This is a genomic window from Sphingomonas segetis (assembly GCF_009720245.1).
Classification (GTDB): Bacteria; Pseudomonadota; Alphaproteobacteria; order Sphingomonadales; family Sphingomonadaceae; genus Sphingomicrobium; species Sphingomicrobium segetis.
Genome location: NZ_WJSQ01000005.1, coordinates 15995 through 42521 on the forward strand (window position 1 = coordinate 15995; position 26527 = coordinate 42521).

Consider the following 26527-nt stretch of genomic DNA (forward strand, 5'->3'; position numbering starts at 1 on the left):
CGAAATCGCCTAGCTAGAAGTGGTAACTGGCGCCGAGCAGCCACGACCGTCCGTATTTCTCGACACGCTCCAAGGTCGGAGAATCGTTCACGATGAAGTAAGTCCGATAGGGGGAGTTCAGCACGTTGCTGACCTGGAGCAAAATGCCGAGCCCGTTAAGCCTTGAGCCGGGCTGGAACGTGTAGCCGATCTGCGCATCGACTTGTTCGTCTGGCTGGGTGAGCGGGTGATCAAGGTTCGCAAAGAGTGCGACGACTTCGCCCTCGAACTTCGACCGGTGACGCCACGACGCTCGCGCTTGGAAGCCGTACCTCTCGTAATAGGCAGTCACATCGTAAACCCATTTGGAGAAGCCAGGCAGCACGTTGTTGGCGAGTTGGTCTGCCGCTGCCTTGTCCAGCTTGTAGTCGGTGTAGGATATGCTGCCCGTTGCGCCAAAGCCTTCGAGTATGGGCGTCAGCCGCCCGAACTCGAACGCGCCGCTCACCTCGACGCCGCCAACCCAGCCGCCCTGTCCGTTTGCAGGCGCGCTGAGGGAGCCGATCGGACTGATCGTACATCCGTTACAACTGGCTTGGAGCGTGGCCAGGTCGGCCGGCGGGGCCGTTATCCCCGTGAAATCGGCGGCGAGAACCTGCGTATAGATGTAGTTATCCAACCACATGTAGAAACCGTGGACGGAGAAATAGCTCGCCTTGCCGCCATACCATTCATAGCCGATGTCCAGTTCCTTGGCGCGCCATGGCTCGAGCTTGGGGTTGCCGCCCCCCGCCGACCAGGGGTGGACCTCTACACCCGGGCCGCAAGGTTGATTGGGCGGGACGATGACCTTGCAAACCGACCCATCGAAGCCGGGAACCAGGTTTGCGCGCATGTCGTCCATGCGCGGTCGAGCCATGACCTTGGCCACCGCGAAGCGGATGCGGTTGCGGTGGTTGATGTCGTAGAAAAGGTTCAGGCTGGGCAGGATATCGGTGTACTTTGCGCCTTCATTGACGTTGATCAGCTCAATCGGTGAGACCGCCGTGTTGATACGCAGACCCGAGGACCTCTGCTTCTGCTGGACCACCTGTACGCCGACATTGCCGTGCAGGTCCCCGGAATCGATATTCGCCTTCGCCTTCCAGGTGAGGATGTCCTCTTTGATGTCCCACGCCTTGTCGAAGTGGGAGGCGTCTTCCAGCGGAACGATATCGAAAACATTTCCGTTGTTGACGAGGTCCGTGACCTTGACGCCGAGAATGCTCATATCGCCCGCGAAGCTCAACGACGTCGGGCCCGTCAGGAATTGCGGATCGACCAGGGTCTGCAGACGATCATTCTTCAGGAAGATGTCGAGCTCGTCGACCCTCTTGTCCTTGTGCCGATGCGTGTAGTCGAGGCCCGCTTCGACCGAGCTGAAGAAGTTGCCGATTCCCGTCCCTTGAAGGTCCTGCCTGAGCGTCAGATCGCCGGACGACAGCGTCTCCTTGATGTGGGGCGATTTCTTGTGCCCCTCAGACCCGTAGCCGCCCCAGGCCGAACGGTCGCCAAGGGACACATTGTTCGCATCAGCGTAATCGAGGCCGAAGTTCGTGACTTGCAGGAAGTCGTTATCGGGGATCACGCGGTCGTAGCTGTCGAAGACCCGGCCCTGCGAGAAATCGTCGAAGCTCAGCCTGCTGCAGCAGCCGTAACCGCCGAAGAGTTCGATGTCCGTTTCATCTCGCTTGTTGGTCGAATAGGACAGATCGGCAAGTAAATGGGTCCGCTCTGCAAGGCGGAAATCATTGTTCAGTCCTGCGGAGAAGAGGTGGTCGACGCGCTTGTTGTCGTTCCACCGCAGAAGCGGCGTGACATTGGTGACATGGTCGGCGACCTGGAACGGAACGCCGTCGCGGGTCTCGGTCTCGACGTCGCTGTAGGTGACGTTGTCGGTCCAGGCAGAGGAAAACCATTCGGCGCCCCGGGTGGTATTGTCCTGCTTGAACCGGGAATAATAGAGATCGAGCACGGAATGGACGGCGTCGCTCGGCCTCCATTCCACGGTGCCCGTTATGCCGTCGCGAATATCGCGCGAGTTGGAGGCACGCACTTCCTGGCCCGACAGGACCTGCACCCCGTCTCCATAATCGGCGTAAAACCAATTCTTGGTCTCGTTGACGTGGCCCGGTGAGTCGAGGTGCGCATAGCTCATCATCCAGCCGAGCGTGCCGGCCTCGTTCTGACCGATGTAGCTGGCACTGCCGCGCCAACCATATTTCGAGAAATCCTGATTACGCCCGCCGCCCTGGTCGAGCTGCCCACGCAGGTTTATCGCGATGGCGCGCTTGCCATATTCGAGCGGCCGAATGGTCCGCAAATCAACCGTGCCGGCGAGGCCCATGCCCGCAATGCTGGCGTCGGGAGTCTTGTAGACCACCACCGCGCCCATGAGCTCGGAGGGATATTGGTCGAACTCGACCGCGCGGTTGAAACCGGAGCTCGCCTGCTGGCGTCCGTTCAACAGAACCGTTGTAAAGTCGGGCGAGAAGCCGCGAATCGAGACGATCTCGGCACGTCCCTTAACGCGCTGCGCCGTGATGCCCGGGAGTCGAGCGATCGATTCGGCAATCGAGGTGTCGGGCAGCTTGCCGATCTCCTCGGCCGAGACGACTTCCACGACGCTGCGTTCCCGTCGCTTGATCTCGATCGAATTCTGCAAGCTGCGGCGAAGGCCGGTGATGACGATTGCACCCGGAGGTGCGGGCTGGGTCGCGTCGGGTTGGCCTGGCGTCGTAGCTGCCGGCGGCGGCAGCGGCTGTTGCTGCTGCGGTGCATTCGGATCGTTGGGGTCCGGGGTCGTCTGCGCGAATGCTGCTGACGGCAGCACGACCAATGACGAACAACCGGCAAGCAAGAGCGCTCGACGCGCTCGCGACGAAGGATTCGGCACCAGTGTCTCCCCTCTTCCGCCTGTCACGAATGCGCGCGACAAGCCGCGTTCCCACTCTCCATGGAAGCGCTTCCATTTTCGTGCGGCAAACATCTTAGGGAGTCAAGAACTCCGGCGGCGGCGACGTCGATTGGCGGACGATGAGTTCAAAAGGCAACGCATCGTAGTGCGGCGCACCGTTCGACTGGCTCTCGGCGAGAAGGTGAACCGCGCGCTCGGTCAGCTCCTTGATGGGCTGACGGATGGTTGTCAGCGGCGGCCAGACAATCTCGGACATTGGCGTGTCATCGAACCCCGTAACCGAAATCACACTCGGGATGTCCAGATGCGCTCGGTGTACTGCGAGCATGACTCCGGCAGCCATGTCGTCGTTCGCGCAGGCGATGGCCGTCACTTTGCGGTCGCCGAGGAGTTGCTCTCCGGCCTCCACCCCCGATCTGAACGTGAAGTCGCCGATGCTCGTCCAGGGCTCATCCTCTATGCCGGATTCCCTAAGCGCTTCCCGGAAGCCATCGTAGCGAAGCGCCGCGGCGCGGTGTTCTGCGGGTCCATTCACGAAACCGACGCGTCGATGACCGAGCGATACGAGATGCTGCGCGATAGCGTGTCCGGCCGCGCGCTCGTCGATTCCGACAGCCGTTACCACGTCGCGCGCGCGCTCCCCCGCAGATACGGCGACCACTTGAACGCCTGCCCGTTGTGCCGCTTCTATGAACTCGACGTCATCGGACAATGGCGGGGACAGAATGAGTCCGGTGGGCCGTTCGCGGTCGAGGATGGATGCGAGTAGGCGCAGGCGATTGGCGTCATCCGGGTCGACCGCGCGCGTGACGAGATCGAAGCCGAGCGAGGAACATCCGCGCAACGCGCCAAGCTCGAGTCCAGCGTTGTAGTAACTGTTCGGCTGAAGGTTGGGACTGTGGGCGTGGATCAGCATGATCTGCGTCCCCATCCCACTCGCAAGCGCCCGCGCCTGGCGGTTGACCGAATAGCCAAGTTCCTCGACCGCGCGCCTGACTCGGTCGCGCGTTTCCGGACGAACATTCGAGCCGTTGTTGAGGACGCGCGAGACGGTGACGCGCGCGACCCCGGCCACCTTGGCGACGTCGTCGATAGTCGAATTCCGCTTCATCGCGCGCGAGCGTGGCAAGCGTTTGGTCTGTTCGCAACGGCTTCAACGGGCTTGCCAGCAGTGGAAGCGTCACCCTAACAATGAAAATGGAAGCGCTTTCATTTGGATCCAGATGGTGCAGATCGTACGAGGCTTGTTGATCCTTTTGGCGCTGTGTCTGGGCGCGCCTGCAGCCGCTGCGCCTCCCGCCTTGATTCCCATGCCATTGGCTGCCGTTTGGCATGACGGGGAAGTCCGGATTGGGGCCGACACAGTCGTCGAAGGACGCGGCGAGGCTGCTTCGACCGCCGACTATTTGGCCCGGGAATTGGGGCTGAAATCGAAGCGCGGCGGGCCCTCGAGAATCCAGCTTTCGCTGGTGCCGACGAGCAAGATCGCGAACCCCGAGGGTTACTATTTGCGCGCGACCGGCAACGAAGTGCTGATCGAAGCATCCGATCCGCGCGGGCTATTCTATGGAGCGCAGACCCTTCGCCAGCTCGTCACGACCAAGTCCGCGTCCCGCACGGTTCCGAACGTAGAAATCAATGACTCGCCCCGCTTCCGCTGGCGCGGATTGTTGATCGACCTCGGCCGTCACTTCTTCGGCAAGCAAACGCTGTTCAAGATCATCGACGAGATGGCGGCGTACAAGCTCAACGTCCTCAAGCTTCACTTGACCGACTATCAAGGGTGGCGGCTGGAGATCCCCGCTTATCCCAAGCTGACGCAAGTCGGCTCGCTGGTCGACGGCAAGCCGCAATATCTCACGACGGCCGACGTGCGCGAGATCGTGCAGTACGCCGCGGAGCGCCACATCATGGTCGTGCCAGAGATCGAGATGCCGGGCCATGCCGGAGCCGCTGCCCGGTCCTATCCCGAGTTTTTCAATAAGACCGGCGACGCGTTCAATCCGGCGTACCCGAAGACTTACGATTTCGTTCGGGGCGTTCTCGCCGAAGTCGCCCGGCTTTTCCCCGCCCCGTATGTGGATTTCGCAGGGGACGAGGTTGGCGACGCGTGGGAGGGAATGGCGGATGTCGATCGGCTCAAGGCCGAGCACGGTCTAAAAACCTCAAACGACGTTCAGGCCTATTTCGGACGCAGGGTCGTTGCGATCATCGAAGGTCTCGGCAAGCGGCCGATGGCATGGGATGACCAGGTCGATGCCCATGCGCCCAATAGCGTGGTCATCCAGTGGTGGCGCAGGGACAAGCCGGAGGTGCTCAAGACCGCTGCAAAAGAGGGCCACGACCTCGTGATTTCACCGGCCGATCAGCTCTATTTCGACTATCACCAGGGTCCAGGCGAGCCGGGGGCGCCGTGGGAAGGAAACAAGGGCGGCCCGCAGTCGATCGGCAAGATGCTGGCGTGGGAACCGATACCCGGCGACTTCACGCCGGAGGAATCCTCTCGCGTGCTGGGCATCGAGGCCTGCGTCTGGACGGAATTCATCGCGACTGAGCGGTATCTGCAGTTCATGACCTTTCCACGACTGCTCGCTCTTTCGGAGATTGCATGGCGCCCCAAAGGCCAGCGCGACGAAGCCGAGTTCACGAAGCGCCTGGAGCCACATATCGAAGCGCTTCGCGCGAGAGGCATCAACGCGAGACGGGGTGAATGGGACGCTTATGAGTTCATCACGAACTGACATGCTCTCCCCAATCACCGAGCGCACAGCGCCGAGCCCCGCGCAGTTCCGCGATGAAATCCTGCCGAGCGGACAACCAGCCGTAATGCGCGGCGTGGCAAATGATTGGCCCCTGGTCGTCGCCGCGCATCACGATTCGCACACGGTCATGGCGTTGATGGCGGCGACCGCGAACGGCCGCCTGGCCAAGGTGCTTCGGGCCGACCCGGCGCAGCAGGGCCGGTTCCACTACGCAGATGACAGTTATGCGATGAACTTCACCCGCGGAGAGGGCAATGTCGCGGGGATCCTAGCGGGACTGCGCGAGCAGGAGAACAGCTACCAACCGTTCGCGATGGCAGCGCAGAGCATGATCGCGGAACATTATTTTCCAGGGTTCGCACAGGCGCATCCAATGCCCTTGGTTCCTCCTTCGGCGGAGCCACGCCTATGGATCGGCAATGCCGCGAAGGTCGCGACCCACAACGATCCCATCGAGAATGTCGCTGTCGTCGCCGCGGGACGCCGGCGCTTCACGCTGTTCCCGCCATCGGCAGAGCCCGATCTTTACCTGGGTCCGCATGACCCGACCCCCGCCGGAGCGCGGATCAGCATGGTGCATGTGACCGCGCCCGACTTCGACCGATATCCTCGGTTCGCTTCAGCGCTCAAGGTCGCGCAGGAAGCGGAACTGCGGCCCGGCGATGCCATCTTCATTCCGCGCGACTGGTACCATCATGTCGAGGCGATCGAGCGCTTGAACGTACTCGTGAACTATTGGTGGGACGAAAGCAAAAGCGACGCATAGGACTGCGCCAGGGGGAGATCTCATGAGGAAGGCAATTCTGCTGGCCGCGTCAGTTGCGATGTTGCTTTGCACGTCAGTCCAAGCAGCACAGCCAAGCGCAGCGCAGAGCATGCCATGGCTCAACAGCGAACTCGCGCCAGAGACACGCGCGAAGGCCGCGCTTGCCGCGATGACGCTCGACGAAAAGCTCAGGCTCATCTTCGGCTATTCAGACCAGGCGCTGACCGAGCTCGCAAAGGTCCCGGATGAGATCGTTGCTCCGGACCTGAAACGCTATGTCGTGAGCCACCAGGTAAAGGGTTCGGCGGGGTTCGTTCCCGGCGTTCCCCGGCTCGGGATTCCCGATCAAACCCAAACCGACGCGTCGATGGGCGTCCGCAACAGCTTCATCCCGAGCACTGCCCTGCCCTCCTCCCTTGCGACGGCGGCGAGCTTCGATCCCGAGGTCCCTCGCGCGGGCGGCGTCATGATCGGCGCCGAAGCGCGCGCTACCCGGCACAACACCATGCTGGCGGGCGGAATCAACCTCGCCCGCGAGCCGCGGAGCGGCCGGAACTTCGAATATGCCGGGGAAGACCCGCTCCTCGCCGGAATCATGGTCGGCGCGCTGATCAACGGCATTCAGTCGAACCATATCATCTCGACGATCAAGCACTTCGCGGTCAACGATCAGGAGACGCTGCGCACGTCGCTGGACGTGACAATTTCCGCGGCCGCGATGAGGCAGTCCGACTTGCTCGCGTTCGAGCTCGCGATCGAGAAAAGCTCGCCCGGCTCGGTGATGTGCTCCTACAATCTCATCAATGGCCGCTGGGGCTGCGAGAACGACTATCTGCTCAACAAAGTTCTCAAGCACGATTGGGGCTACAAGGGCTTCGTGATGAGCGATTGGGGCGCCGTCCATTCGACCGTGGACGCGGCCAACGACGGCCTGGACCAGTTCACCGGCTTTTGTTGCAAGGACGACAAGCCGTGGTTCGCGCCGCCGGCAATGAAAGCGGCGCTGCAATCTGGCGCCATTCCGCGGAATCGGCTCGACGACATGGTGGAGCGGATCCTGTGGGCGATGTTCGCCAAGGGAGTGGTTGACCATCCGGTTCAGGTCTCGCCGATCGATTACGCTGCCAACGCCGCCTTGTCGCAAAAGGCGGCGGAAGAATCTCTCGTCTTGCTGAAGAACGACGGCGACCTGCTTCCGCTGCGCGGCGTGAAGTCGATCGCGGTGTTAGGCGGCAGTGCCGACAAGGGTGTGCTCGCCGGCGCCGGATCGTCCGATGTGACTCCGGTCGGCGGCGCGGTGACGATCGACAATCACACCTATCTACCGTCGCCGCCCGTGGATGCACTGAAGCGGGAGCTGCCCAAGGCGAAGATCGCGTTCGACCCGGGCAGCGATCTCGCTGCCGCCGCTTCGCTGGCCGCGCAGTCCGACGTCGCCATCGTCTTTGTCACCCGCCACAACAGCGAAGGCTCGGAGGCAAGCCTGGAGATGGTCGGCAACCAGGACGCGCTGGTCGCGGCCGTCGCCAAGGCCAACCCCAGGACCATCGTTGTCGCCGAGACCGGCGGCGCAATCTACATGCCCTGGATCGACGAGGTCCCAGCGATCCTCGAAGCCTTTTATCCCGGAATCCGCGGGGGTCCCGCAATCGCCCGAATCCTTACCGGCAAGGTCAATCCGTCCGGCCATCTGCCGATCAGTTTCCCAGCTTCGGCCGACCAGCTCGCGCGCCCGGATATTGCCGGCCTTGGCAAACCGGACGGAACCCCGGAGGAAGTCCTGTATGACGAAGGCGCCGCGATCGGGTACAAATGGTATGACCTGAAAGGCTACAAACCGCTGTTCTGGTTTGGTCACGGACTCAGCTACACCAATTTCGAGCTCTCCAATCTCGCGGCACAGCCCGACGGCAAAGCGATTCGAGTCAGCTTCGCGATGCGCAATGTTGGCAAGCGGCAAGGCAAGGGCGTCGCCCAGGTTTATGTCGCCCCGGCCGACTGGAAGAAGGCCGGGTGGGAAGCGCCAAAGCGGCTCGGCGCATTTGCGAAGGCCAACCTCAAGCCGGGGCAGATCAAGAGCATCGAGCTGACCATCGATCCGCGGCTTCTCGCAACCTACGAGGCGGCCGGGAACAACTGGCACATCCGCGCCGGGGAGTATCGGCTAATGCTTGGCGAGGCGTCGGACGACTTGCTCAAATCGGTGGCCGTTACCTTGACTGACGCCGTCTGGAGTGCGTCGACGACAAATTGATGCTCGATCCCGCCGTCAGAATCGCGCTGCGTTTCATTGCCGCAAGCGCCGTCTGGATCGCATTGTGCGTGCCGGCCACGGCGTCGCATCTCGTCACCGGAAATGGCCATGGCTTTGCAGTCGTCGCGCCCGAGAGCGGGATGGCGACGAAGTTTTACGCGCACCCGCACAGTTTTACCCGACCCGATCCGCGTGATCCCCTGAGCGAAGGCATCGAGACCGCGAACTTCATCAAGTCGCTCCGCTTGGGAAAGCGCGACTCCGGAAACGCCGACTATGTCGATGACTCGCACGTCATCCGACTGCGCCGTCCGGGCGGAACCGGCTACTTCTTCATGCCGTTCGGGCTGGAGCGCTCCGCGCTGGTCATCAGCGGGACGGCGACGGCGTGGTACGTGGAATGGAACCGGCCGCTCCGCTCCCAAGAGAAATTCGTCGGCGGCGCGCGGTTGCTGCGGTTCGAGGGAATCGACGAATCGCTGCTGCTGATTCCGCTGGCCGCAGTGGGAAAAGCGCCGGATGCCCAACCGCTGGCGGCAAGCTCTGCATGGGCGATGGTCGCGCTCGAGGATGAACGTGACGCGGACGACGTCATCAGCGACGTCACACGCTGGCGAGCGGGACTTTCCCCATCGCAACTGATCAACCGGGAAGTCGCCGAATTCAACCGATGGCGCGCGAAGCCCGCCGTGCGCTTCGCGAGCGAGAAGGAACGGCACCTTTGGCGCCAAAGCGAAACGATGCTGCGAATCGCGCAAAGCCGCGAGCCCAACCGCGCCGACCGACACGGCAACGGACTGATCGTCGCCGCACTGCCCGACGTTTATTCGACGCCATGGGTCCGCGACATGGCGTGGGCGACGGTGGCGCTGGCGCGCATGGGTCATCGCGCCGAGGCTCGCGCCGCGCTTCTCGCCTACTTCAACGCGCGGCCGACCGGCAAAATGCGGAGCGAAGTCAACGGTGCGGACTATCAGATCTCCGTCGTTCGCTATTTCGGGAACGGCGAGGAGGAGCCCTTCTTCACTCAGGAGGGCAGCACCAACATCGAATTTGACGACTGGGGCGAGGCGCTGTGGGTGCTCGGCGAATATCTGCGCAAATACCACGATCCGGCGTTGCTCAAGGCCGCCACGTACCGCGGGTCGCTCTACGAAACGGCGCGCGACTTCATCGTCAAGCCGCTGATGGCCAACACCGAGAAGTACGGCGACGGATTGATCGTCGCGGCCGACACCTCGATCTGGGAGGAGCGGCAGAAGGACGAAAAGCATTTCGCCTTTTCGACAGCCATGGCGATCATGGGCCTCCGCGAATTCGCGGAAGTGGCGAGAAGGCCCGGCGATGAGGCCGCGCGCAGCCAGGCACTTGCCGACGCGGCGCTGCTTCAGAAAGGCTTCGACGCGGCCTTCATCCGCGACGGGAGGCTCCGCGGCGCGCTCGAGCCGGGCATGAAGAACGATATCGACGGAGCGCTGATCCCGATCATCAATTTCGGGATCGTCCGCGATCCGGCGGTGATCCGCGACACGGTCGAGCGAATGCGGCTGCTGAAGGTCGCGTCCGGCGGATATCGGCGCGTCCGCGGCACCTACACCGACCCCAAGATCTTCGAATATTGGTATGAGCAGGAGGAGTTCCTGTTCGTCGATTTCCAACTCGCGGAGCTGTACAGACGTCTCGGCCGAAGCCGTGAGGCCGACGCGATCCTGCAGCGGATCACCGACAAGTCAGCGGCCGACCACAACATCATTCCCGAAATGTACATAGCGGTGCCGTGCGAGCTGTTCCCGGGCCGGATCGGCGATCCCACGGGGGCGATGCCGATGGTGGGATACGGCGCGGGTGCTTACGTCCTTCATCTATTGGACCGCGAGAGGATCGAATGAAGCGAGTTGCATTGGCCACGCGCCGCTTCCTCATTGCGGGGACCTGCATTCCGTCGGTCGTGGGCTTTACCGTCCATGCGGCCGACAACAAAGGCGCTGCCGTCGACCAGCACCAGACCGCCGCGCGCACCGTCAATCTTACGCTTGCCGCCGATGACGTGATCCCCACCGGAAACGACTGGATCGCGCTTCCCTCCATTCGCGCCGCCGACGGCGCGCTTGAGAATTTCAACCTCGTTTCGATGCGCTATCGCGGGCTGCTCGAAGTGGCCGGCCTCCCCGACCGTCCGCTGATGGCGCCTTTCATCGAGATCGCCGGCGTTCGGCAGCCGCTCGCGCACCTCCATTGGTTGCTTCGCGATTACTGGATTCCTACCGGGACGATGGAAACGGACGGCGTTCGCGTGCGGCTTACTTACGTCGCGCCGCCAGACAGCCGCGCTGCGATCGTTCGATTTCAAGTCACGAATTTGCGTGCCACCGCATTGCGGGTTGCGCCCGGAATGGAGCTCGACTGGGGCAGGACCAACCGCGTCACCTATACGCCCGAACCGCTGAGGGGCAGGCGCACCATGTCGCCCACCCCGATCGATACGGACATGGAGGTCTTCGAATATGATACCGACGACACGCAGATGGCGTGGGGCTTCGCCTATGTCGGCTCGCAAGGCACGCTTCACACCGACAGCGACAATCCGGGCCTTACCGCGCGGCATGAGAGCGAACTGGCGCCCGGCCAGACGCTCGACATGCATTTCATCATCGGAGCGGGGCTCGAGGAATATAGCGCCGCCTATGCGATGCGCGTGCTCAACAAGAAGATCGACCGCTACGGCCTCGACGGAGTGATCGACCAGGCGGCCGACGACGCCCATCGCCGCACCCGCACCACCGGCGATCCCGACCTCGACCGGATCATGAACCGGAATCTCCTGTTCTCGACCTATTTCGCCTGGGGACGGGCGATCGATACCGAACAGTTCACTGGCATGACGTCGCGCAGCAACCGCTATTATGTCTCGGCGGCCTATTGGGACCGCGATGCATTGCTGTGGAGCTTTCCGGCCATCCTCGACAGCGATGCGCCGCGAGCGCGCGAGATTCTCGATTATGCGCTCGGCATCCAGGCACGCAATGCCGGCATCCACAGTCGCTTCATCGACGGCGTCGTGCTCGAGGATGGTTTCGAGCTCGACGAGCTGGTGGCCCCGTTCGTCGCGCTCGGTTCCTATGTCGACAAGACGCACGACATGAGCATGGTGGAGCGGCACCGCGGGGTCATCCACACTCTGCTCGAGCGGCTGCGCGCGCAACGCGATCCGGCAACGGGACTTTACGCGACCTTCCAGGATTCGCAGGACGAATATGTCCGCAAGCCCTTCTCGATCTACGACAACGTGCTGGCATGGAAGGCCTTCGGCGATCTCGCAAAGATCGCGGCGCTCGAGCACCGGACCGAGGAAGCGGCGTCGCTGACTTCCGAGGCTGCGAAGCTCAAGGCCGCGATTTACCGATACGGCGTGCTCGATGGCGCCGAGGGTGCGGGCGGCCCCATCTTTGCCGCTCTCGTCGATGCGACTAGCGGCGACTTTGTCGACGTTCCCCCCGGGTCGCTCATGAAGCTGCCCGCACTGGGTTTCGTTTCGGAGAATGATGCGCTCTTCCGCCGCACCTATGCCTGGCTGCATTCGCGGCATTACGCTTATAGTTATGCCGACCAGCCGTACGGGCTGCCCGGGAGCTATCGGCTGCCGTTCACGACCTCATGGGAAGTCGCCGACCATTTGCGGCTTGCCGCCGGCCGCGCCCAGGCGCTGAAAATCCTCAAGCAAAGTCCGTGGGACGGCGGGATCATCACAGAGGGCGTCAAGGCCGACACCGGCGTTCCCGACCAGGAGGGTCGCGCGTTCGCAACGGCAGCCGGCTACGTCGCCCACACGATCTGCCAGGAATTTTGTATCGACCGGAGGTAATTTCCGGGCCCGGCGAGTGTCGCCCCTTCAGCTGAACCGGGCGGCGAATGCCGGATCAAGGTTGGCGAAGCGCCTCGGTGAGCATCTTTTTCACGCGCGCGACCAGTTCCGGCGTGCGCTTGCCGAGCACTCCCCGCGCATTTTGCGGGAGGTGCTCGACGGGGTCGCCGTTGTCTCCGAAGATGTAATGGTTGAACATGTTCTGCCAGGCCGCGAGTTCCTTCGGCGGCAAGTCCCTCAACGTGATAACCGCGTGATAGAGCGCATTGAGCGGGGTCAGCAGCGGCGGCTTGGAATCGCGCCACCAGAAATTGATCAACGAGCCGAAATCCTCGAGCGACAGAACGTCGTGCCACCACATGGCGGGAATATAGAGCGCGTCACCGGGACCGAGCTCCGCTCGCTGTGCCGTTTCGAGCGCCTGCGCAAATCGCGGGTACGTCTCGAGGTCTGGCGTATCGATGTCGACCAGGCTGGTCGGCTGGCCAGCCAAGGTGAAATCGAGGGGCCCGACATACAGGTTCTTCAGCTGCTCCGGCGGGAACAGCGTAATCCGCCGCCGGCCGGCTACGACGCATGCGAGGTTCTGCGATTGGTCCCAGTGCGTGGCGGTGTGCGTGCGATTGCCGAGCCACAGCGAAATGAGCGTCTCGCGCGCCATGTCCAGCATCGTCACCGGAATATTCGGAATGAGGCTGGGCAGGTGCTTCCGGATCGGAATTCCCCCTGCATATATTGAGTAAGGCTTCTCGTCGCCGCGTTGGCGCAGCAGCAAATCGAGCAATTGATCGATCGTCGCCAGCTTGCGTTCGAAGTTGAAGCCGCTGAGGTCCGCATTGTAGTTGAAGCGGCCGTCGATCTCGGGCGGCGCGAACCAGGCCTGGAATGGCTCGTCCGTCGCGGCGAAGCGCAGCATTTCGGCGAGTGCCTCGGGCCCGTCTTTGGAGGCGCGGACCGCCGGCCAGTCGGCGACCAGGCCGCGGAACACGGCCGGCTCGCTTCGCGGGACGATCTCGCCCTCGAAGCGCGCGCGATCCATCGGATCATATTCGGCAATCGGCCGCATATCCGTTGGTTAGCAGCACCCACCTGGCTTCGCTATCGACTCCCGCCCCGGTGAATGTCGCGCGTCCCGCCGCGAAGTGCCCGACAGACACGGTAGGCAACAATTGCGGAACGGCTGTTAAGAGAGTCAGCTAAGTGCTGGCTGGGGCGGCAGGATTCGAACCTGCGAATGCCGGTACCAAAAACCGGTGCCTTACCACTTGGCGACGCCCCAGCAGGCGTGGGCCTCGTGCTCCGGGCCCGGAAGAACCGGGGCTTATACCGGCGAAGCTGCGTGTTGGAAGGGGGACGAGGCCCACCGGTCAGTCGATCGGTTCGGTCCAGCCGTAAGGGTCCGGCGCGGTGCCGCGCTGGATGTCGACCAGGGCCGTGCGAAGCCGCTGCGTGACCGGACCGGACGACTCGCCGCCGATCGAGAACTCGCCGTCCCTGCCCTTCACCCGCCCGATCGGCGTCACCACCGCCGCCGTCCCGCAGGCGAAGGCCTCGGTCAGCCGCCCGCTCTGCGCATCGGCACGCCACTGGTCGATCGAATAGAGCTCCTCGCGGACCTCCAGCCCCATGTCGCGCGCGAGCCTGATCAGCGAGTCCCTAGTCACGCCGTGGAGGATCGTGCCGTCGAGCGGCGGCGTCCGGAGCGAACCGTCGTCGAACACGAAGAAGATGTTCATGCCGCCGAGCTCTTCGACCCAGCGCCGCTCGACCGCGTCGAGGAACACGACCTGGTCGCATCCCTCGCGCACCGCTTCGGCCTGGGCGATCAGGCTTCCCGCATAATTGCCGCCGCACTTCGCCTCGCCGGTCCCGCCCGGCGCGGCGCGAACGTAATCGCGCGTCACCCACAGCGAAATGACCGGCGAACCGGACTTGAAATAGGAGCCGACCGACGAAGCGATCACGGCATAGATGAACTCGGTCGAAGGTCGCATGCCGAGGAAGGAACCGTTCGCGATCATGAACGGCCGCAGGTACAGCGATCCCTCTTTGCTGTCCGGAATCCAGTCGCGGTCGGCGCGCACGAGGCCGCGCACCGATTCGAGGAACATCTCCTCCGGCAGCGGCGGCATCGCCATGCGAATTGCGGACTTGGCGAACCGCCGCGCATTGGCCTCCGGACGGAACAGGGCCGCGCCGCCATTCGGCCGGCGATAGGCTTTCATCCCTTCGAAGATTTCCTGCGCGTAGTGCAGCACCGGCGAGGCTGGATCCATCGTGAACGGGTGGCGCGCAGTAATCCGCGCGTCACTCCAGCGGCCGTCCTCATATTCGATCATCGCCATGTGATCGGTGAACACGCGCCCGAAGCCCGGGTCGGCGAGCAGGCGCGCGCGTTCTTCGACCGGCACCGGCTTCGAGCTGGGCTCGAAGGCAATCGCCGCATGTTCTGGATCCAAGACTTCGCCGATCATTGAGGCCCTTTCCGGGCTTCAGCGCCTAGGACAGGCGGGCGGTGACGGCAAGTTGACGCAAGGAGCCCGTCAGCCGTCGACGCCGGCCTTCGCTTCCTCCGCGAGTTCCGCGCCGCGTTGCGCCGCGGCATCGATCGTGACCGCAACCAGCTCGTCGAGCACATGATCGTGGTCGAGCACCTTCAGCCCCACCTCGGTGGTGCCGTTCGGGCTCGCGACGCGCCGCGCGACCGACTCCATGCTCTCCTTGTTCGTCGCCGCCATCCACGCAGTGCCGAGCACCGTTTCGAGCGCCAGCGTGGCGGCGATCTGCTCGGTGAGCCCGCGCTTCACCCCGGCTTTGGCGAGCGCCGCGATGAAGCGCGCGACATACGCAGGGCCGGCGCCGGCGACGGATCCCAGCGCGGCGAGCTTCTGCTCGTCCGCCATCCACATCGCGAAGCCGAGCGCGGAGAAAAGGTTGTTGAGCTGTTCCCGGGTCGAGCCGTCGGCGTCGGGACTGTAGAGACCGGTTACGCCGCGGCGCACCGCGACCGGCAGGTTGATCGACGCACGCACGATCGCCGCTGCGCCCGGCAAGCGTTGGCGGAGGCTCGCGGTTTCGACTCCCGCGAGAAGCGAAACGACGACGGTCCGTGCGCTGAGATACTGGCGAAGTCCGGGCGCAATCTCGTCCAGCTTCTGCGGCTTGAACGCGAGCACCACGAGACTGGGCGGAGGACCCGCCGCAGCGAAGGACGTGACGACTCGCGCGCCTTCGACGGGGATGCCGCTCGGCCGGATAATGGTGAGCGGGGAAAGGTCGAGCCCGCCCGTGCGCCACCCGTCGAGAATCGCCCCGCCCATGTTGCCGCAGCCGACGAACCAGGTCGGATCCGGAATCTGCAACGTTCCCGTCATGCCTCGCCGTGGGTGTCGATCAGCGCCGCGGAAATCGCCTCGCCGGGGGACTTGCCGCCCCACAGCACGAACTGGAATACGGGGTAGAAGCGCTCGCATTCCTCGACCGCGGCCTCGCTGATCGCCTCGGCCTGCTCAAAGCTCAGCCCCTCGCCTTCGCCAGCGTCGAGAATGGTCGAATGGCGAAACACCACCAGGCCCGATCCCGACCACATCTCGAAATGGCCGAGCCACAATTGCTCGTTGATCAGGCTGAGCGCCTCGTAGATCGCCAGCCGCTTTTCCGGCGCGACCTTGATGTCCGGGAAGGCAAGAAACTGGAGCACCTGGTCCTCGGGCCGCCATACCCCGCGCAGCTCGTACTGCGCCCAGCTTCCGGTCGCAGAAGCCACGATCTCGCCCTCGGCCGTGCGCTCGCACGCCCAGCCGCGCGCCTCGAAATACTGCTCGAGGACGTCAATCGGCGGGCCGTCGTCCCGCTCGTCCTGGATTTCTTCGCCGCTCAGATTCACGCCCCCGGCGCGGCCTTCTTGCCGCCGCCGCGCTTGGCGGTGCCCGCGGCGGGGCCGGCAACCTTGGCTTCGAGCGCGGCGATCCGGGCTTTGAGGATTTCGTTCTCGTCGCGCGCCGCGGCGGCCATCGCCTTGACCGCCTCGAACTCGTCGCGCCCAACGAAATCGGCGCCGCCCATCCATTCCTTGAATTTTTCGCGCGCGCTCGATTCGGCTTCGCGGCCCATGCCGGCGAAGGTGCCGGCCATTCCGTTCACCATTTTCACGAAGTCGTCGAACAGCTTGTTCTCGGACTGCATCGCTCAATCTCCTTAGGGAGCGAAATCTCCCTTTCGGCGCGGAAATAGGGGGTCGCGGACCAATCTGCCAGCCCGGCGGCCCTACCTATCCCCAATTGCCTCTACTATCCCCAATTTTCTCAGCCGAGCAGCGGCATCCCCGCGCCCGGGTTCAACGCCTCGATCGTGGCGTTGAGCGTGGCCGCGAAGACGAGCCACACCAGGTACGGGACCAGCAGCAGCCCAGCGGCTCTCCGAAGCCGAATGAACTGGCGCGCCGCCGCCGCTGCGACCACAGCCATCACGAAAATCACCCATTTCGCCAGCGTGATGTCGTGGCCGGCAAAGAAGATCGGCGACCAGGCGAAGTTCAGCGCAAGCTGAACGAAAAACAGGGTCAGCGCCAGGCGCCTGCGCTCCGACCGCGGCTCCGCCATCACCATCGCAAGCGCGATCCCGAGCAGCGCGTAAAGGATCGGCCAAACGATCCCGAACGTCCACCCCGGCGGCATGAACAGGGGTTTGCGAAGGGACGCGAACCAATCGTTGCCATAGCCGCTGTTGGACAGCCAGCCGCTCAGACCGCCGAGGATCTCGATCGCGACCACCGCCAAGAGCGCGGTCTTCCACCAGTCCTTCCGCTGCACGGCCTCAGCCATTATTCACTGCCCCGAGCAGAAATTCGACATTCCCTTCCGACCCGGTGATCGGGCTTTGCGTAACGCCCACTACGCTCCAGCCCTGCGATTGGACCCACGCCCGGGCTTCACGACAGACCCGCTCGTGCACGGAGGGATCGCGCACGACTCCTCCCTTGCCCACCTCCTCGCGCCCCGCTTCGAACTGAGGCTTGATCAGCGCGACAAGCCTCGCCCCGCGCTTGGCGAGCCTGAGCGGCGCCTCCAGCACCTTGGCGAGCCCGATGAAGCTCGCGTCGCACACGATAATATCGACCGCCTCGGGGACGATGCCGGCGGCGAGCGAGCGCGCGTTGGTCTGCTCGTGAACCACGACGCGCGGGTCCTGGCGGAGCTTCCACGCCAGCTGGTTGGTTCCGACATCGACCGCATAAATCTTCGCCGCGCCGCGCGAGAGCAGCACATCGGTGAACCCACCCGTCGAGCTCCCCACGTCCAGCGCCACCGCGCCCGAAACATCGAAGCCGAAATGGGCCAGCCCGTGATCGAGCTTGATCCCGCCACGCGAGACCCACGGATGGTCCTTGCCGCGCACTTCGAGAACAGCGTCCTCCGCGAGCATTTCGCCAGCCTTGCCGAGCTTCTTCTCACCCGAAAACACCGCGCCGGCCATGATCAAAGCCTGCGCCCGCGACCGGCTCTCCGCAAGGCCGCGGCTGACCAGAAGCTGGTCTGCGCGGATCTTGGCTACGCCCGCACCCCTTCGACCTCGGTGCTGTCGACGCGCAGGGCCTTCAGCACCGTCTCGACGATGTGCGGCGCGTTCAACCCCGCCTCGTCATATTGCTTGTCGGGCTTGTCATGCTCCTGGAAGCGGTCGGGGAGGCGCAGGGTGCGGATCTTGAGGCCGGCGTCGAGAAGCCCATCGTCGCTCGCAAGCGTCAGCACATGTGCGCCGAGCCCGCCGATTGACGCTTCCTCGACCGTCACCGCGACTTCGTGATTGGTCAGCAGCCGGCGGATCAATTCGCCGTCGAGAGGCTTGGCAAACCTGAGGTCGGCAACCGTGGTCGAAAGCCCCATCGCGTCGAGCTGGTCGGCCGCTTTCTCTGCCTCCTTGAGCCGCGTGCCGAGCGACAGGATCGCGACCTTCTTGCCCTCGCGCACGATGCGGCCCTTGCCAATCTCCAGCGCGAGCGGCTGTTCCGGAAGTGCGACGCCGCTGCCCTCGCCGCGGGGGTAGCGCACCGCAATCGGCCCGCTGTCGTGAAGCGCCATGGTGTGCACCATGTGGCACAGCTCGGCTTCGTCCGCCGCCGCCATCACGGTGAAGTTCGGAAGCGTGCACAGGTAAGCCAGATCGAACGATCCGGCGTGGGTCGCGCCGTCGGCCCCGACCAGCCCCGCGCGGTCCATCGCGAAGCGCACCGGCAGGTTCTGGATCGCGACGTCGTGCACCACCTGGTCGTACGCACGCTGGAGGAAGGTGGAATAAATGGTCGCAAACGGCCTGTAGCCTTGCGCCGCGAGCCCCGCCGCGAAGGTTACGGCATGCTGCTCGGCGATCCCGACGTCGAAGGTGCGCTCGGGAAACTTCTCCTCGACCTTGTCGAGACCGGTTCCCGACGGCATGGCGGCGGTGATCGCGACGACCTTCTCGTCGCGCTCCATCTCGCCAATCAAGGCCTTGGCATATACGCCGGTGTAGCTCGGCGCCCCGGCGGCAGGCTTGGCCTGGACACCCGAAACCACGTCGAACTTCACGACCCCGTGATACTTGTCGGCGGCGTTCTCGGCCGGCGCGTAGCCCTTGCCCTTCTTGGTGACGACGTGGACCAGCATCGGCCCGATCTCGGCGTCGCGGACATTCTCGAGCACCTCGACCAGCGCCTCGACATTATGTCCGTCGATCGGTCCCACATAATAGAAGCCGAGCTCGTCGAAGAGCGTCCCGCCGGTGAACATCCCGCGGGCATATTCCTCCATCCGCCGCGCCGCGACGTGGAGCGGCTCGGGCATCGCCCGCGCGAGCTTCTGCGCGAGCTTGCGCGGCGCGAGATATTTGCCCGAGCTGACCAGCCGCGCGAGCGCGTTCCTGAGACTTCCGACCGGGGGCGCGATCGACATGTCGTTGTCGTTGAGAATGACGATCAGCCGGTTGCCCGCCGCCTCGGCATTGTTCATCGCCTCATAGGCCATGCCCGCGCTCAAGGCGCCGTCACCGATCACCGCGATGGCGTGATGCGGGTCGCCCGACAACTTGTTGGCGATCGCGAAGCCCAGTGCGGCCGAGATCGAGGTGGAGCTGTGCGCCGCGCCGAAGGGATCGTATTCGCTTTCGCTGCGCCGGGTGAAGCCGCTCAAACCCCCGCCCTGGCGAAGCGTGCGAATGCGCTCCCGCCGCCCGGTGAGGATCTTGTGGGGGTAGGCCTGGTGGCCGACGTCCCAGATCAACTTGTCGTTCGGCGTGTCGAACACATAGTGGAGCGCTACCGTCAGCTCGACCACGCCGAGGCCTGCGCCGAGATGTCCGCCGGTCACCGAGACGGCGGAGATCGTCTCCTGCCTGAGCTCGTCGGCGAGCTGGGGGAGCTGGTCCTTGTCCAGCCCTCTGATGTCGCTGGGATAGTGAACGCGATCGAGCAGGGGCGTGTCGGGCCGGTCTGACATGGCCCGCGGCTTATCGGCTGGCGGCGCCAATGTCACCAACGCACGGCGATTTCAGCGATTCCTCAGATATTGCTCAGCCGGCGGAGCGTTCGCACTCGCCGCAGGTGCCCCTCACCTCGATCACGGGCCGGGGCGCGGAGAAGCCGGCCTCGGCTGCCGCCTTGCGGATACTTGCCGAAAGGGCGTCGTCATCGACGTGCACCGTCTGCCCGCAGCTGTCGCAGATCAGGAAGATGCAGTCGTGCAGGCACTCAGGGTGCTTGTTCGCGACATAAGCGTTGGCGCTCTCGACTCGCCGCGCAAGATTGGCTCCGACGAACAGATCGAGGATCCGGTAGACGCTGTTCGCCGCGATGCGCCGCCCTTCCGCCTTCGAGGCCGCCTCGGCGACGTCATAGGCGCTCGCCGGCTTGTCGAAGCTCGCCAGGGCGTCGAACACGGCTGCGCGCATGCCGGTCCACTGCTCGCCCTGGTCCGTCAGGCGCTCGCGCGCCGCGTCCCTCAGCGCTTCCCCCTCGTGGAGCCGATGATCGTGGCGGGCCATGCAAAGGAGATAGAGCGCAGCCCTCGCCGCGACAAGAATCAGAAGCTCGGGTGCTTGGCCATCATGTTGAGCCGGTGCCCGAGCGCGAGGACCGCCACGCCGACGATCGTGAACGCCGGCTCCAGGCCGCTTTCGTGCAGAGTCATCGCATAAGCCATGATCGCGAGCCCGGCGATTCCGACGGCGCTTGGAAGCACGAATCCGTGCTCCCGGATTCCCCGGCCGAGCGCCACTGTGCCCAGCAACATCGCGAGGGTCAGGCCGACCTCATGGATGATCGGCCTGCCGAGCAGCCCCCCCGCGGAAGCGAGGACGCCGAGCAGTACCGCAGTGGCGACGCAATGGACCGCGCACAGGCCCGAAAGTCCAACTGCAAGCCGGTCGAGCCGGCCGGTCGAGATCGGTCTGGAAGCCATGTGCGCCGGCGCATATAGGCCGATCCCAATCGCGTTACAATATATCATCGGAGCTGCGTTGCCACTTGCCGGGCGGCCTCCGCGACGGGCATAGGCGCCGCGCGGCATGAGCACCCACGCCTCCTCCAGCATTGCGCCCGACGCAACCCGCGGCGCCGGTCCGCGCTCCTTGTCGAACCTGCTTCTGTTTGTCGCCGCGCTGGTCTTCGCGATGGTGGTCATCGGCGGCATCACCCGGCTGACCGAGAGCGGGCTGTCGATCACGCAATGGGACGTGGTCACCGGCGTGGTTCCCCCGCTGTCGCACGCCGACTGGGTTCGCGAGTTCGGCCTCTACAAGCAGACCCCGCAATATCAGCAGGTCGCCGGCCCCGCGGGCATGACGCTGTCGGGGTTCAAGTTCATCTTCTTCTGGGAATGGGCGCACCGCTTCCTGGGGCGCGTCATCGGGCTGGTGTTCTTCGTCGGTGTCGGCTGGTTCGCGGTGAAACGGGAGATCCCGAAGGGATATGGCTGGCGCCTCGGCGCATTGTTCGTGCTCGGCGGCTTCCAAGGCGCGGTCGGCTGGTTCATGGTGGTCTCGGGCCTCGAAGGTCCCCGCACCGAGGTCAGCCCTTACCGATTGTCCGCCCACCTGCTGTTCGCGCTGTTCCTGTTCGGCGCGCTGATCTGGACCGCGCTCGACCTGCGCGGAGTCGCGCGCAACTCCGACGCGCGCCCGGCGCGCCTCACCGGGTGGGGCGTGTTCGCGCTGGCTACCCTTTTCATCCAGCTGCTGCTCGGCGCGTGGGTCGCCGGCTTCCGCGCCGGCTACGTCTCGAACACGTGGCCACTCATGAACGGCGGTTTCGTGCCCGAAGGGATCGACTGGTCGCGCGGGCCGCTGTTCGCCGTTACCCACGACCTGTTCCTGCTCCATTTCCTCCACCGCTGGTGGGCATGGATCGTCGTCGCGGTGCTCGTCGTCTTCGCGCGCAAGGTGCGCAAGGTCGACGGCGCACGGCCTGCATCGATCGCGATCCACAGCGCATTCGGTACGCAGATCATTCTCGGCATCCTGACGGTGCTCTCCGGAATTGCGATCTGGCTCGCTGTTCTCCACCAGGCGACCGGCGCGCTGCTGGTCGCCGCAACGGTGTGGGGCGCGCATATCCTCGGGCGGCGGCAAGCATGAGCATCGTCTCCGTCTACGCCGTGTTCGCCAACGCCGAGGAGGCCGAGCGGATCGGGCGCACGGTCGTCGAGGAGCGCCTCGCCGCCTGCATCAACATCCTTGCGCCGGTCCGCTCGCTCTATCGCTGGAAGGGCAAGATCGAGACCGCCGACGAGGTCGCCGCGATCCTCAAAACGCATCACTGGCGCAGCGACGCCCTGATTGCACGCATTGCCGAGCTCCATAGTTACGACGTGCCGTGCGTCGTCAGCTGGCCGATCGACAAGATCGTCGGCGCCTACGCCGACTGGGTCGAGGACATGGTCATCCGCGACCGCTAGCGCATTGCCGATCCGCGGCCGCTGCTACAATCGGTGCTGGTCGAGATAGAGGTAGGCTGGGTCGAACTCAGCCAGCGCTTCGAGCCCGGCGCGGTCGCGGATCGTGAGCTGCCGGTTCTCGAGCTCGACGAGCGCGCGGCGGCGCAGCTCCTGCAGCGTGCGATTGACGTGCACGACGGTGAGGCCGAGGCATTCCGACAGCTCACGCTGGGTCAGCGGGAAATCGCAGCCGTGCTCGGTCCCCCGCCCGACAATCTCCAGCCGCCGGCAAATCTCGCAGAACAGGTGCGCCATGCGCGAAATCGCCGACCGCTGCCCGAGTGAGAGGACGAGCTCGCGGGTGATCGCCGCATCGACGTTGGTCATGAACCAATAGATGCGCCCGAGCCGCGGCAGGCGCTCGGTGATCTCGCGCAACCGTCCGTGCGGCACGAGGCCGACGGTCGAGTCAGTAAGCGCGACGACGTCGTGGTCGAGCCGCTTCAGGGTGAAGCCGTGCAGGTCGACGAAATCGCCGGGAAGGTGGAGTTCGGTGACCTGCCGCGCCCCGCCCTCGAGGTCCTTGACCCGCGCCATCCAGCCCTCGAGCAGCATGACGCTGTGGCTGAGCGGCTCGCCGCAGCGGACCATCACACGGCCGGCGGGCACGCTCCGCGTTTCCGCGACGGAATTGCGGATCGCCTGCTCCTCGTCGGCGCTGACGTGCGTGCGCTGGCGCAGCTTGTGCAAATGCGCAGTGATCAATCGCTGGCTCCCCCCGGAGCGGTCCGCCCGTTACGCCAGCGGCATGTTATAAAAAGACTGTATTTACAAGGACAAACAGGGCCCCGATGTAACTCATGTGAATCCCCCTCCGGCTTGGCCGTGTTATGGGTTCGGACTGTTTCGGGGGGTTTGCGTGCCTGCTTATCGTCTCTACCGGCTCGACGGCGCCGGGAAGATCTCCACTGCCGACTGGATCCATGCGGACGACGACCATGCCGCCCGCGACCAGGCGCGTGAGCGCGCCGACGGCACCCATTATGAGATCTGGCAGCGCAACCGGCTCGTCGCGAGGATCCCTGATCAGCCCGAGTGATCGAACGGCGGTCAGCCGCTCTTCGATTTACCCATTCTGTACGGCACCTCGTCGAGCTTGCGCCTCAGCTGCTCGATGCTCGCACGTTCGTCGTCATCGCCGGCATATTTCGACTCGAGCTCCACCTCGTCCAACGTCTGCTCGCGGAAGTAGCTGATCGTCAGCCTTCGCCCGAACACGTCGTCGCCGCGGATTTTGAGCTCGGCTTGGTGCTCGGCGGGCAGATTGTCGCGGATCGTCTCGAGATAGCGGATCAAATCATCGAGCGAGGTGTATTCGCTGATGTCGATGAAGTCCTTGACTCGTCTCGGCACGGGCGATGCTCTCCGGCTGCTACTGGACAGGCCTGGGCGAGGCTGGGTGAGCGGCGCCGCGGCACTAATCCCCATCCCCTGACGAGGCAACGCGCGATTGATCGGAATTTTCCGCCGGGGAGCGGCTGGGCGCGCCGCTCTCAACCTCAGACGGGATGAGTCGCGTCACGCGCCTCCCCGGCATCGCCGCTGCACCGGCCGCTGACATTCGACGTCACCTTGGGCGGCTTGCCAGTGCCCTGCGAGACGACTTCGGTCGTGCGCGTGCAGGTCTGGCCGTTGTCGCTGATGGACACGACCGTTGTGCTCGTCCGCCCTGCCGGCATGTTGCCGTAGGAAGCGATGTACGGCGCGGCGCCCGCGCGGCCGTGCGACATCTCCTGGGCCTGGCGCATCATCTCCTGAGTCCGCCGGTGCATCTCCTGCATCATCCGGTCGAAGCCAGCGAACGACGGGAACGGCATCGCCCAGGCGCTGGTCGCATCGGCGATCGGACGCGGTGCGATCGTCACCCTGGGCGCGACATCGCCGACATATTCCACGCGCGCGATCGAGCCGTCGGGCAGCGGCACGTTCATCACGTGGAACTTCGGCGCAGCGGCGAGTGCGGTTCCAGCCAGCGCCGCGGCGGCGACACCCGCAAAAGCGAAAGCGGGAAGCTTGCTCACGATTTCATCCTCCAGTGGTTTGCGATCGAGTGGAGGTTGAAAAATCTATTCGGCGATCCTGAACGCCAGATTGCTACGACGCCGGATTGATTTTCGTCATGGCAGCGGGTGACGACGCTCACGCCGCCGATGACATGCCCCTACCCATCTTGAGCCCTTGCGTGGCGCCCGCGCGCGTCGGCAAACCCAGCAGGAGATAGGCCGGATCGAAATCCGCGGCCTCGGCAAAGCACTGCCAATCGACGACGTCGATCGTGCGGCCGTGCGTCGCGAGCAGGCCCTCGCGACGAAGCGCCTGCATCGTCCGGTCCACGTGGACGGCAGTCAAGCCGAGCGCATCGGCAAGTTGCTCCTGCGTTGCGTCGAGAACGAAGCTGGTCCGGGTGCCGAGACCGGCAAGCTCGAGTCGGACGCCCATTTCGCACAACAAGTGCGCGAGCCGCGACCGCGCGTCCTGGCGGCCGAGGTTGCCGACCCATTTGGCAAGCACGGACGCGTCGGCGGTGCCGTCGCGCCAGAAAGAAAGCGCCACATTCGGATAAGCGATGGCGAGCTTGCGCAACTCGGCGTGCGAGAGGAACAGCACCGTGCTCGGAGAAAGCGCACTGATGCCCCATCCGGCGGTGGGCGCAACGACCGAATGAAGGTCGCACATGTCTCCGGGAATGTGGAAAGCGGCAATCTGCCGCTTGCCGTCGCGCATCTGGTCGAACCGCGCGACGAGGCCTTTCGCAACCAGGCACGCGTGGTTTACCGTTTCGCCCGGATAGACGATGTCGAAATGCGCCTGCGGCTGGGCAACTCGGCACGGAAGGTGCAGCAGCGCCTGCACCTCTTCGGTGCTCAGCGTTGAGCGTCGCAGCAGCCGCGCGACGAACTTCTCGAGTGCCGGATGACCGACGTTCATTGGCTCAGCTCCATCGCGGCGGGAGCAGGGCGCACCCGCTCTCCGGCGCCGAAGCGCGGCAATTGGTGCGGCTTGCCGACGCCGATCGCCGCGAGCGCTGTTCTGATCAGTTAGCGAAACAAGAAGTGAAGCGGCAGGTCGTCAGATGGCCTGCCGCCGCACAGCATCCAATCCGCTAGATGACGCCGAGCAGCCACAGGATGAGGATGAGGATTAGAATGCCGCCGAGACCGATATACATGACACGCTCCTGTATTGGTTTTGCAGCTGAAACGGTGAGCGGCGCATCGATGTTCCAGTCGTTACGGAGGCGGCAGGAAGGCGTTGAAGGTATCATTTTACCCGTCCAGAACATGCCGGATTTGCTTGACTTTCTCCGTCTCACCCGCAAATAGCCCGTCCGACGGCGGTGCCTGCAGGCGCCGCTTTTCTCGTTAGAAAGAAGGACGCCCATGAAGGCGCTGATGAAGACCACAAAGTCGGCCAGGCCGGCCGAGGTCGAGAAGAAATGGCATCTGATCGACGCCGACGGCCTCGTGGTGGGCCGCGTCGCGACGATCATCGCCAACATCCTGCGCGGCAAGCACAAGCCGAGCTTCACCCCGCACGTCGACTGCGGCGATCATGTCGTCGTGATCAACGCCGACAAGGTCCGCTTCACCGGCCGCAAGCTCGACCAGAAAATCTACTACAAGCACACCGGCTTCCCCGGCGGGCTCAAGGAAACGACCGCGGGCAAGGTGCTCGAGGGCCGCTTTCCGGAGCGCGTCCTCGAAAAGGCCGTGGAGCGCATGATCCCGCGTGGGCCGCTTGGCCGCGACCAGATGCGCGCGCTTCATCTCTACAACGGCACGGAGCACCCGCACGCCGGCCAGAACCCGCAAGTCCTCGACGTCGCGTCGATGAACCGCAAGAACAAGGTTGGTGCATAAATGAGCGACACCCGCGAAACCATCGCCGAGCAGCTCGGCGCGACCCCTGCCCCGCCGCCTCCGGCCGAGGCCGAAGCGCCGGCGGCCGAGGCCACCGAGGCTGCTCCGCCACCGCAGGAATCC

Annotated in this window: 26 protein-coding genes, 1 tRNA gene and 1 pseudogene; 9 read left to right on the forward strand and 19 right to left on the reverse strand. The window is 64.4% G+C overall.

Going from position 1 to position 26527, the window contains the following annotated elements; all coding sequences use genetic code 11:
• Positions 1-13: 13 nt before the first annotated feature.
• From GH737_RS01175 to GH737_RS16055, 3 genes and pseudogenes are all read right to left on the reverse strand, one after another.
• On the reverse strand, positions 14-2914 hold the full coding sequence (locus GH737_RS01175; RefSeq protein WP_196232909.1) for a TonB-dependent receptor: 2901 nt from the start codon (positions 2912-2914) through the stop codon (positions 14-16).
• A gap of 94 nt (positions 2915-3008) precedes the next feature.
• Positions 3009-3866, reverse strand: coding sequence for a substrate-binding domain-containing protein (locus GH737_RS01180; RefSeq protein ID WP_230558555.1), 858 nt, complete (start codon positions 3864-3866; stop codon positions 3009-3011).
• Positions 3867-3905: 39 nt separating this feature from the next.
• Positions 3906-4046 (reverse strand): annotated as a pseudogene (locus GH737_RS16055) (LacI family DNA-binding transcriptional regulator); the annotation flags it as partial.
• 112 nt (positions 4047-4158) lie between these two features.
• Between GH737_RS16055 and GH737_RS01185 the strand changes: the two are divergent.
• The 5 genes from GH737_RS01185 to GH737_RS01205 all read left to right on the forward strand — a co-directional run bounded on the left by GH737_RS01185 (position 4159) and on the right by GH737_RS01205 (position 12579).
• Entirely contained in the window at positions 4159-5676 is a 1518-nt protein-coding gene (locus GH737_RS01185) for a beta-N-acetylhexosaminidase (RefSeq protein WP_155263033.1), read from the forward strand.
• 1 nt (position 5677) lies between these two features.
• The gene (locus GH737_RS01190; RefSeq protein ID WP_196232911.1) at positions 5678-6463 is read left to right on the forward strand and encodes a cupin-like domain-containing protein; all 786 of its coding nucleotides are present in this window, start codon (positions 5678-5680) and stop codon (positions 6461-6463) included.
• A gap of 109 nt (positions 6464-6572) precedes the next feature.
• Positions 6573-8717: a beta-glucosidase gene (locus GH737_RS01195; protein ID WP_230558558.1), complete on the forward strand. Its 2145-nt coding sequence runs from the start codon at positions 6573-6575 to the stop codon at positions 8715-8717.
• Positions 8717-10606 carry a glycoside hydrolase family 15 protein gene (locus GH737_RS01200; RefSeq protein ID WP_230558559.1) on the forward strand — a complete coding sequence of 630 codons (1890 nt, stop codon included), beginning with the start codon at positions 8717-8719 and terminating at the stop codon, positions 10604-10606. Before GH737_RS01195 ends, GH737_RS01200 begins: the two co-directional genes overlap by 1 nt.
• Positions 10603-12579, forward strand: a complete 1977-nt coding sequence (locus GH737_RS01205; protein ID WP_155263036.1) for a glycoside hydrolase family 125 protein — start codon at positions 10603-10605, stop codon at positions 12577-12579. The genes GH737_RS01200 and GH737_RS01205 overlap by 4 nt, the downstream gene beginning before the upstream one ends.
• Positions 12580-12634: 55 nt before the next feature.
• Here the strand turns inward: GH737_RS01205 and GH737_RS01210 are convergent, their stop codons facing one another.
• The 11 genes from GH737_RS01210 to GH737_RS01260 form a co-directional block, all read right to left on the reverse strand.
• A complete protein-coding gene (locus tag GH737_RS01210; protein ID WP_155263037.1) occupies positions 12635-13645 on the reverse strand; it encodes a cupin-like domain-containing protein in 1011 nt (336 codons plus the stop codon).
• A gap of 138 nt (positions 13646-13783) precedes the next feature.
• Positions 13784-13858 (reverse strand) — tRNA-Gln (locus GH737_RS01215).
• 88 nt (positions 13859-13946) lie between these two features.
• A complete protein-coding gene (locus tag GH737_RS01220) occupies positions 13947-15053 on the reverse strand; it encodes a branched-chain amino acid aminotransferase (protein ID WP_155263038.1) in 1107 nt (368 codons plus the stop codon).
• Positions 15054-15122: 69 nt separating this feature from the next.
• Entirely contained in the window at positions 15123-15953 is an 831-nt protein-coding gene (locus GH737_RS01225; protein ID WP_196232912.1) for a pyrroline-5-carboxylate reductase family protein, read from the reverse strand.
• Positions 15950-16459, reverse strand: coding sequence for a type III secretion system chaperone family protein (locus GH737_RS01230; protein WP_155263057.1), 510 nt, complete (start codon positions 16457-16459; stop codon positions 15950-15952). The genes GH737_RS01225 and GH737_RS01230 overlap by 4 nt, the downstream gene beginning before the upstream one ends.
• A 2-nt stretch (positions 16460-16461) precedes the next feature.
• Complete coding sequence (locus GH737_RS01235; protein ID WP_155263040.1) at positions 16462-16764, reverse strand: accessory factor UbiK family protein; 303 nt, start codon at positions 16762-16764, stop codon at positions 16462-16464.
• 119 nt (positions 16765-16883) lie between these two features.
• Complete coding sequence (locus tag GH737_RS01240; protein ID WP_155263041.1) at positions 16884-17402, reverse strand: TspO/MBR family protein; 519 nt, start codon at positions 17400-17402, stop codon at positions 16884-16886.
• Positions 17395-18123, reverse strand: coding sequence for a TlyA family RNA methyltransferase (locus tag GH737_RS01245; RefSeq protein WP_155263042.1), 729 nt, complete (start codon positions 18121-18123; stop codon positions 17395-17397). The genes GH737_RS01240 and GH737_RS01245 overlap by 8 nt, the downstream gene beginning before the upstream one ends.
• A 5-nt stretch (positions 18124-18128) precedes the next feature.
• Positions 18129-20051 (reverse strand): 1-deoxy-D-xylulose-5-phosphate synthase, encoded by a 1923-nt coding sequence (gene dxs / locus GH737_RS01250; RefSeq protein ID WP_155263043.1) that lies wholly within the window; start codon positions 20049-20051, stop codon positions 18129-18131.
• 73 nt (positions 20052-20124) lie between these two features.
• Positions 20125-20595, reverse strand: coding sequence for a Fur family transcriptional regulator (locus GH737_RS01255; protein ID WP_155263044.1), 471 nt, complete (start codon positions 20593-20595; stop codon positions 20125-20127).
• 38 nt (positions 20596-20633) lie between these two features.
• Entirely contained in the window at positions 20634-21011 is a 378-nt protein-coding gene (locus tag GH737_RS01260; RefSeq protein WP_155263045.1) for a MerC domain-containing protein, read from the reverse strand.
• A 106-nt stretch (positions 21012-21117) separates the two neighbouring features.
• Between GH737_RS01260 and GH737_RS01265 the strand changes: the two genes are divergently transcribed.
• Complete coding sequence (locus GH737_RS01265; RefSeq protein ID WP_155263046.1) at positions 21118-22185, forward strand: COX15/CtaA family protein; 1068 nt, start codon at positions 21118-21120, stop codon at positions 22183-22185.
• A complete protein-coding gene (gene cutA / locus GH737_RS01270; protein ID WP_155263047.1) occupies positions 22182-22505 on the forward strand; it encodes a divalent-cation tolerance protein CutA in 324 nt (107 codons plus the stop codon). The genes GH737_RS01265 and cutA overlap by 4 nt, the downstream gene beginning before the upstream one ends.
• Positions 22506-22529: 24 nt before the next feature.
• Here the strand turns inward: cutA and GH737_RS01275 are convergent, their stop codons facing one another.
• Positions 22530-23249 (reverse strand): Crp/Fnr family transcriptional regulator, encoded by a 720-nt coding sequence (locus GH737_RS01275; protein ID WP_155263048.1) that lies wholly within the window; start codon positions 23247-23249, stop codon positions 22530-22532.
• 154 nt (positions 23250-23403) lie between these two features.
• On the opposite strand from GH737_RS01275, the gene GH737_RS01280 reads away from it, so the two are divergent.
• Positions 23404-23583 carry a hypothetical protein gene (locus tag GH737_RS01280; RefSeq protein WP_155263049.1) on the forward strand — a complete coding sequence of 60 codons (180 nt, stop codon included), beginning with the start codon at positions 23404-23406 and terminating at the stop codon, positions 23581-23583.
• An 11-nt stretch (positions 23584-23594) separates the two neighbouring features.
• On the opposite strand, the gene GH737_RS01285 is transcribed toward GH737_RS01280, so the two are convergent.
• The 4 genes from GH737_RS01285 to GH737_RS15065 all read right to left on the reverse strand — a co-directional run bounded on the left by GH737_RS01285 (position 23595) and on the right by GH737_RS15065 (position 25947).
• Positions 23595-23897: a hypothetical protein gene (locus tag GH737_RS01285; protein WP_155263050.1), complete on the reverse strand. Its 303-nt coding sequence runs from the start codon at positions 23895-23897 to the stop codon at positions 23595-23597.
• Between the two features lie 146 nt (positions 23898-24043).
• Positions 24044-24565 (reverse strand): hypothetical protein, encoded by a 522-nt coding sequence (locus tag GH737_RS01290; RefSeq protein WP_155263051.1) that lies wholly within the window; start codon positions 24563-24565, stop codon positions 24044-24046.
• 118 nt (positions 24566-24683) lie between these two features.
• On the reverse strand, positions 24684-25472 hold the full coding sequence (locus tag GH737_RS01295) for a Crp/Fnr family transcriptional regulator (RefSeq protein WP_155263052.1): 789 nt from the start codon (positions 25470-25472) through the stop codon (positions 24684-24686).
• 175 nt (positions 25473-25647) lie between these two features.
• Complete coding sequence (locus GH737_RS15065; RefSeq protein ID WP_196232913.1) at positions 25648-25947, reverse strand: hypothetical protein; 300 nt, start codon at positions 25945-25947, stop codon at positions 25648-25650.
• On the opposite strand from GH737_RS15065, the gene rplM reads away from it, so the two are divergent.
• Entirely contained in the window at positions 25925-26404 is a 480-nt protein-coding gene (gene rplM, locus GH737_RS01305; RefSeq protein WP_155263054.1) for a 50S ribosomal protein L13, read from the forward strand. The genes GH737_RS15065 and rplM overlap by 23 nt on opposite strands.
• Positions 26405-26527 lie beyond the last annotated feature (123 nt).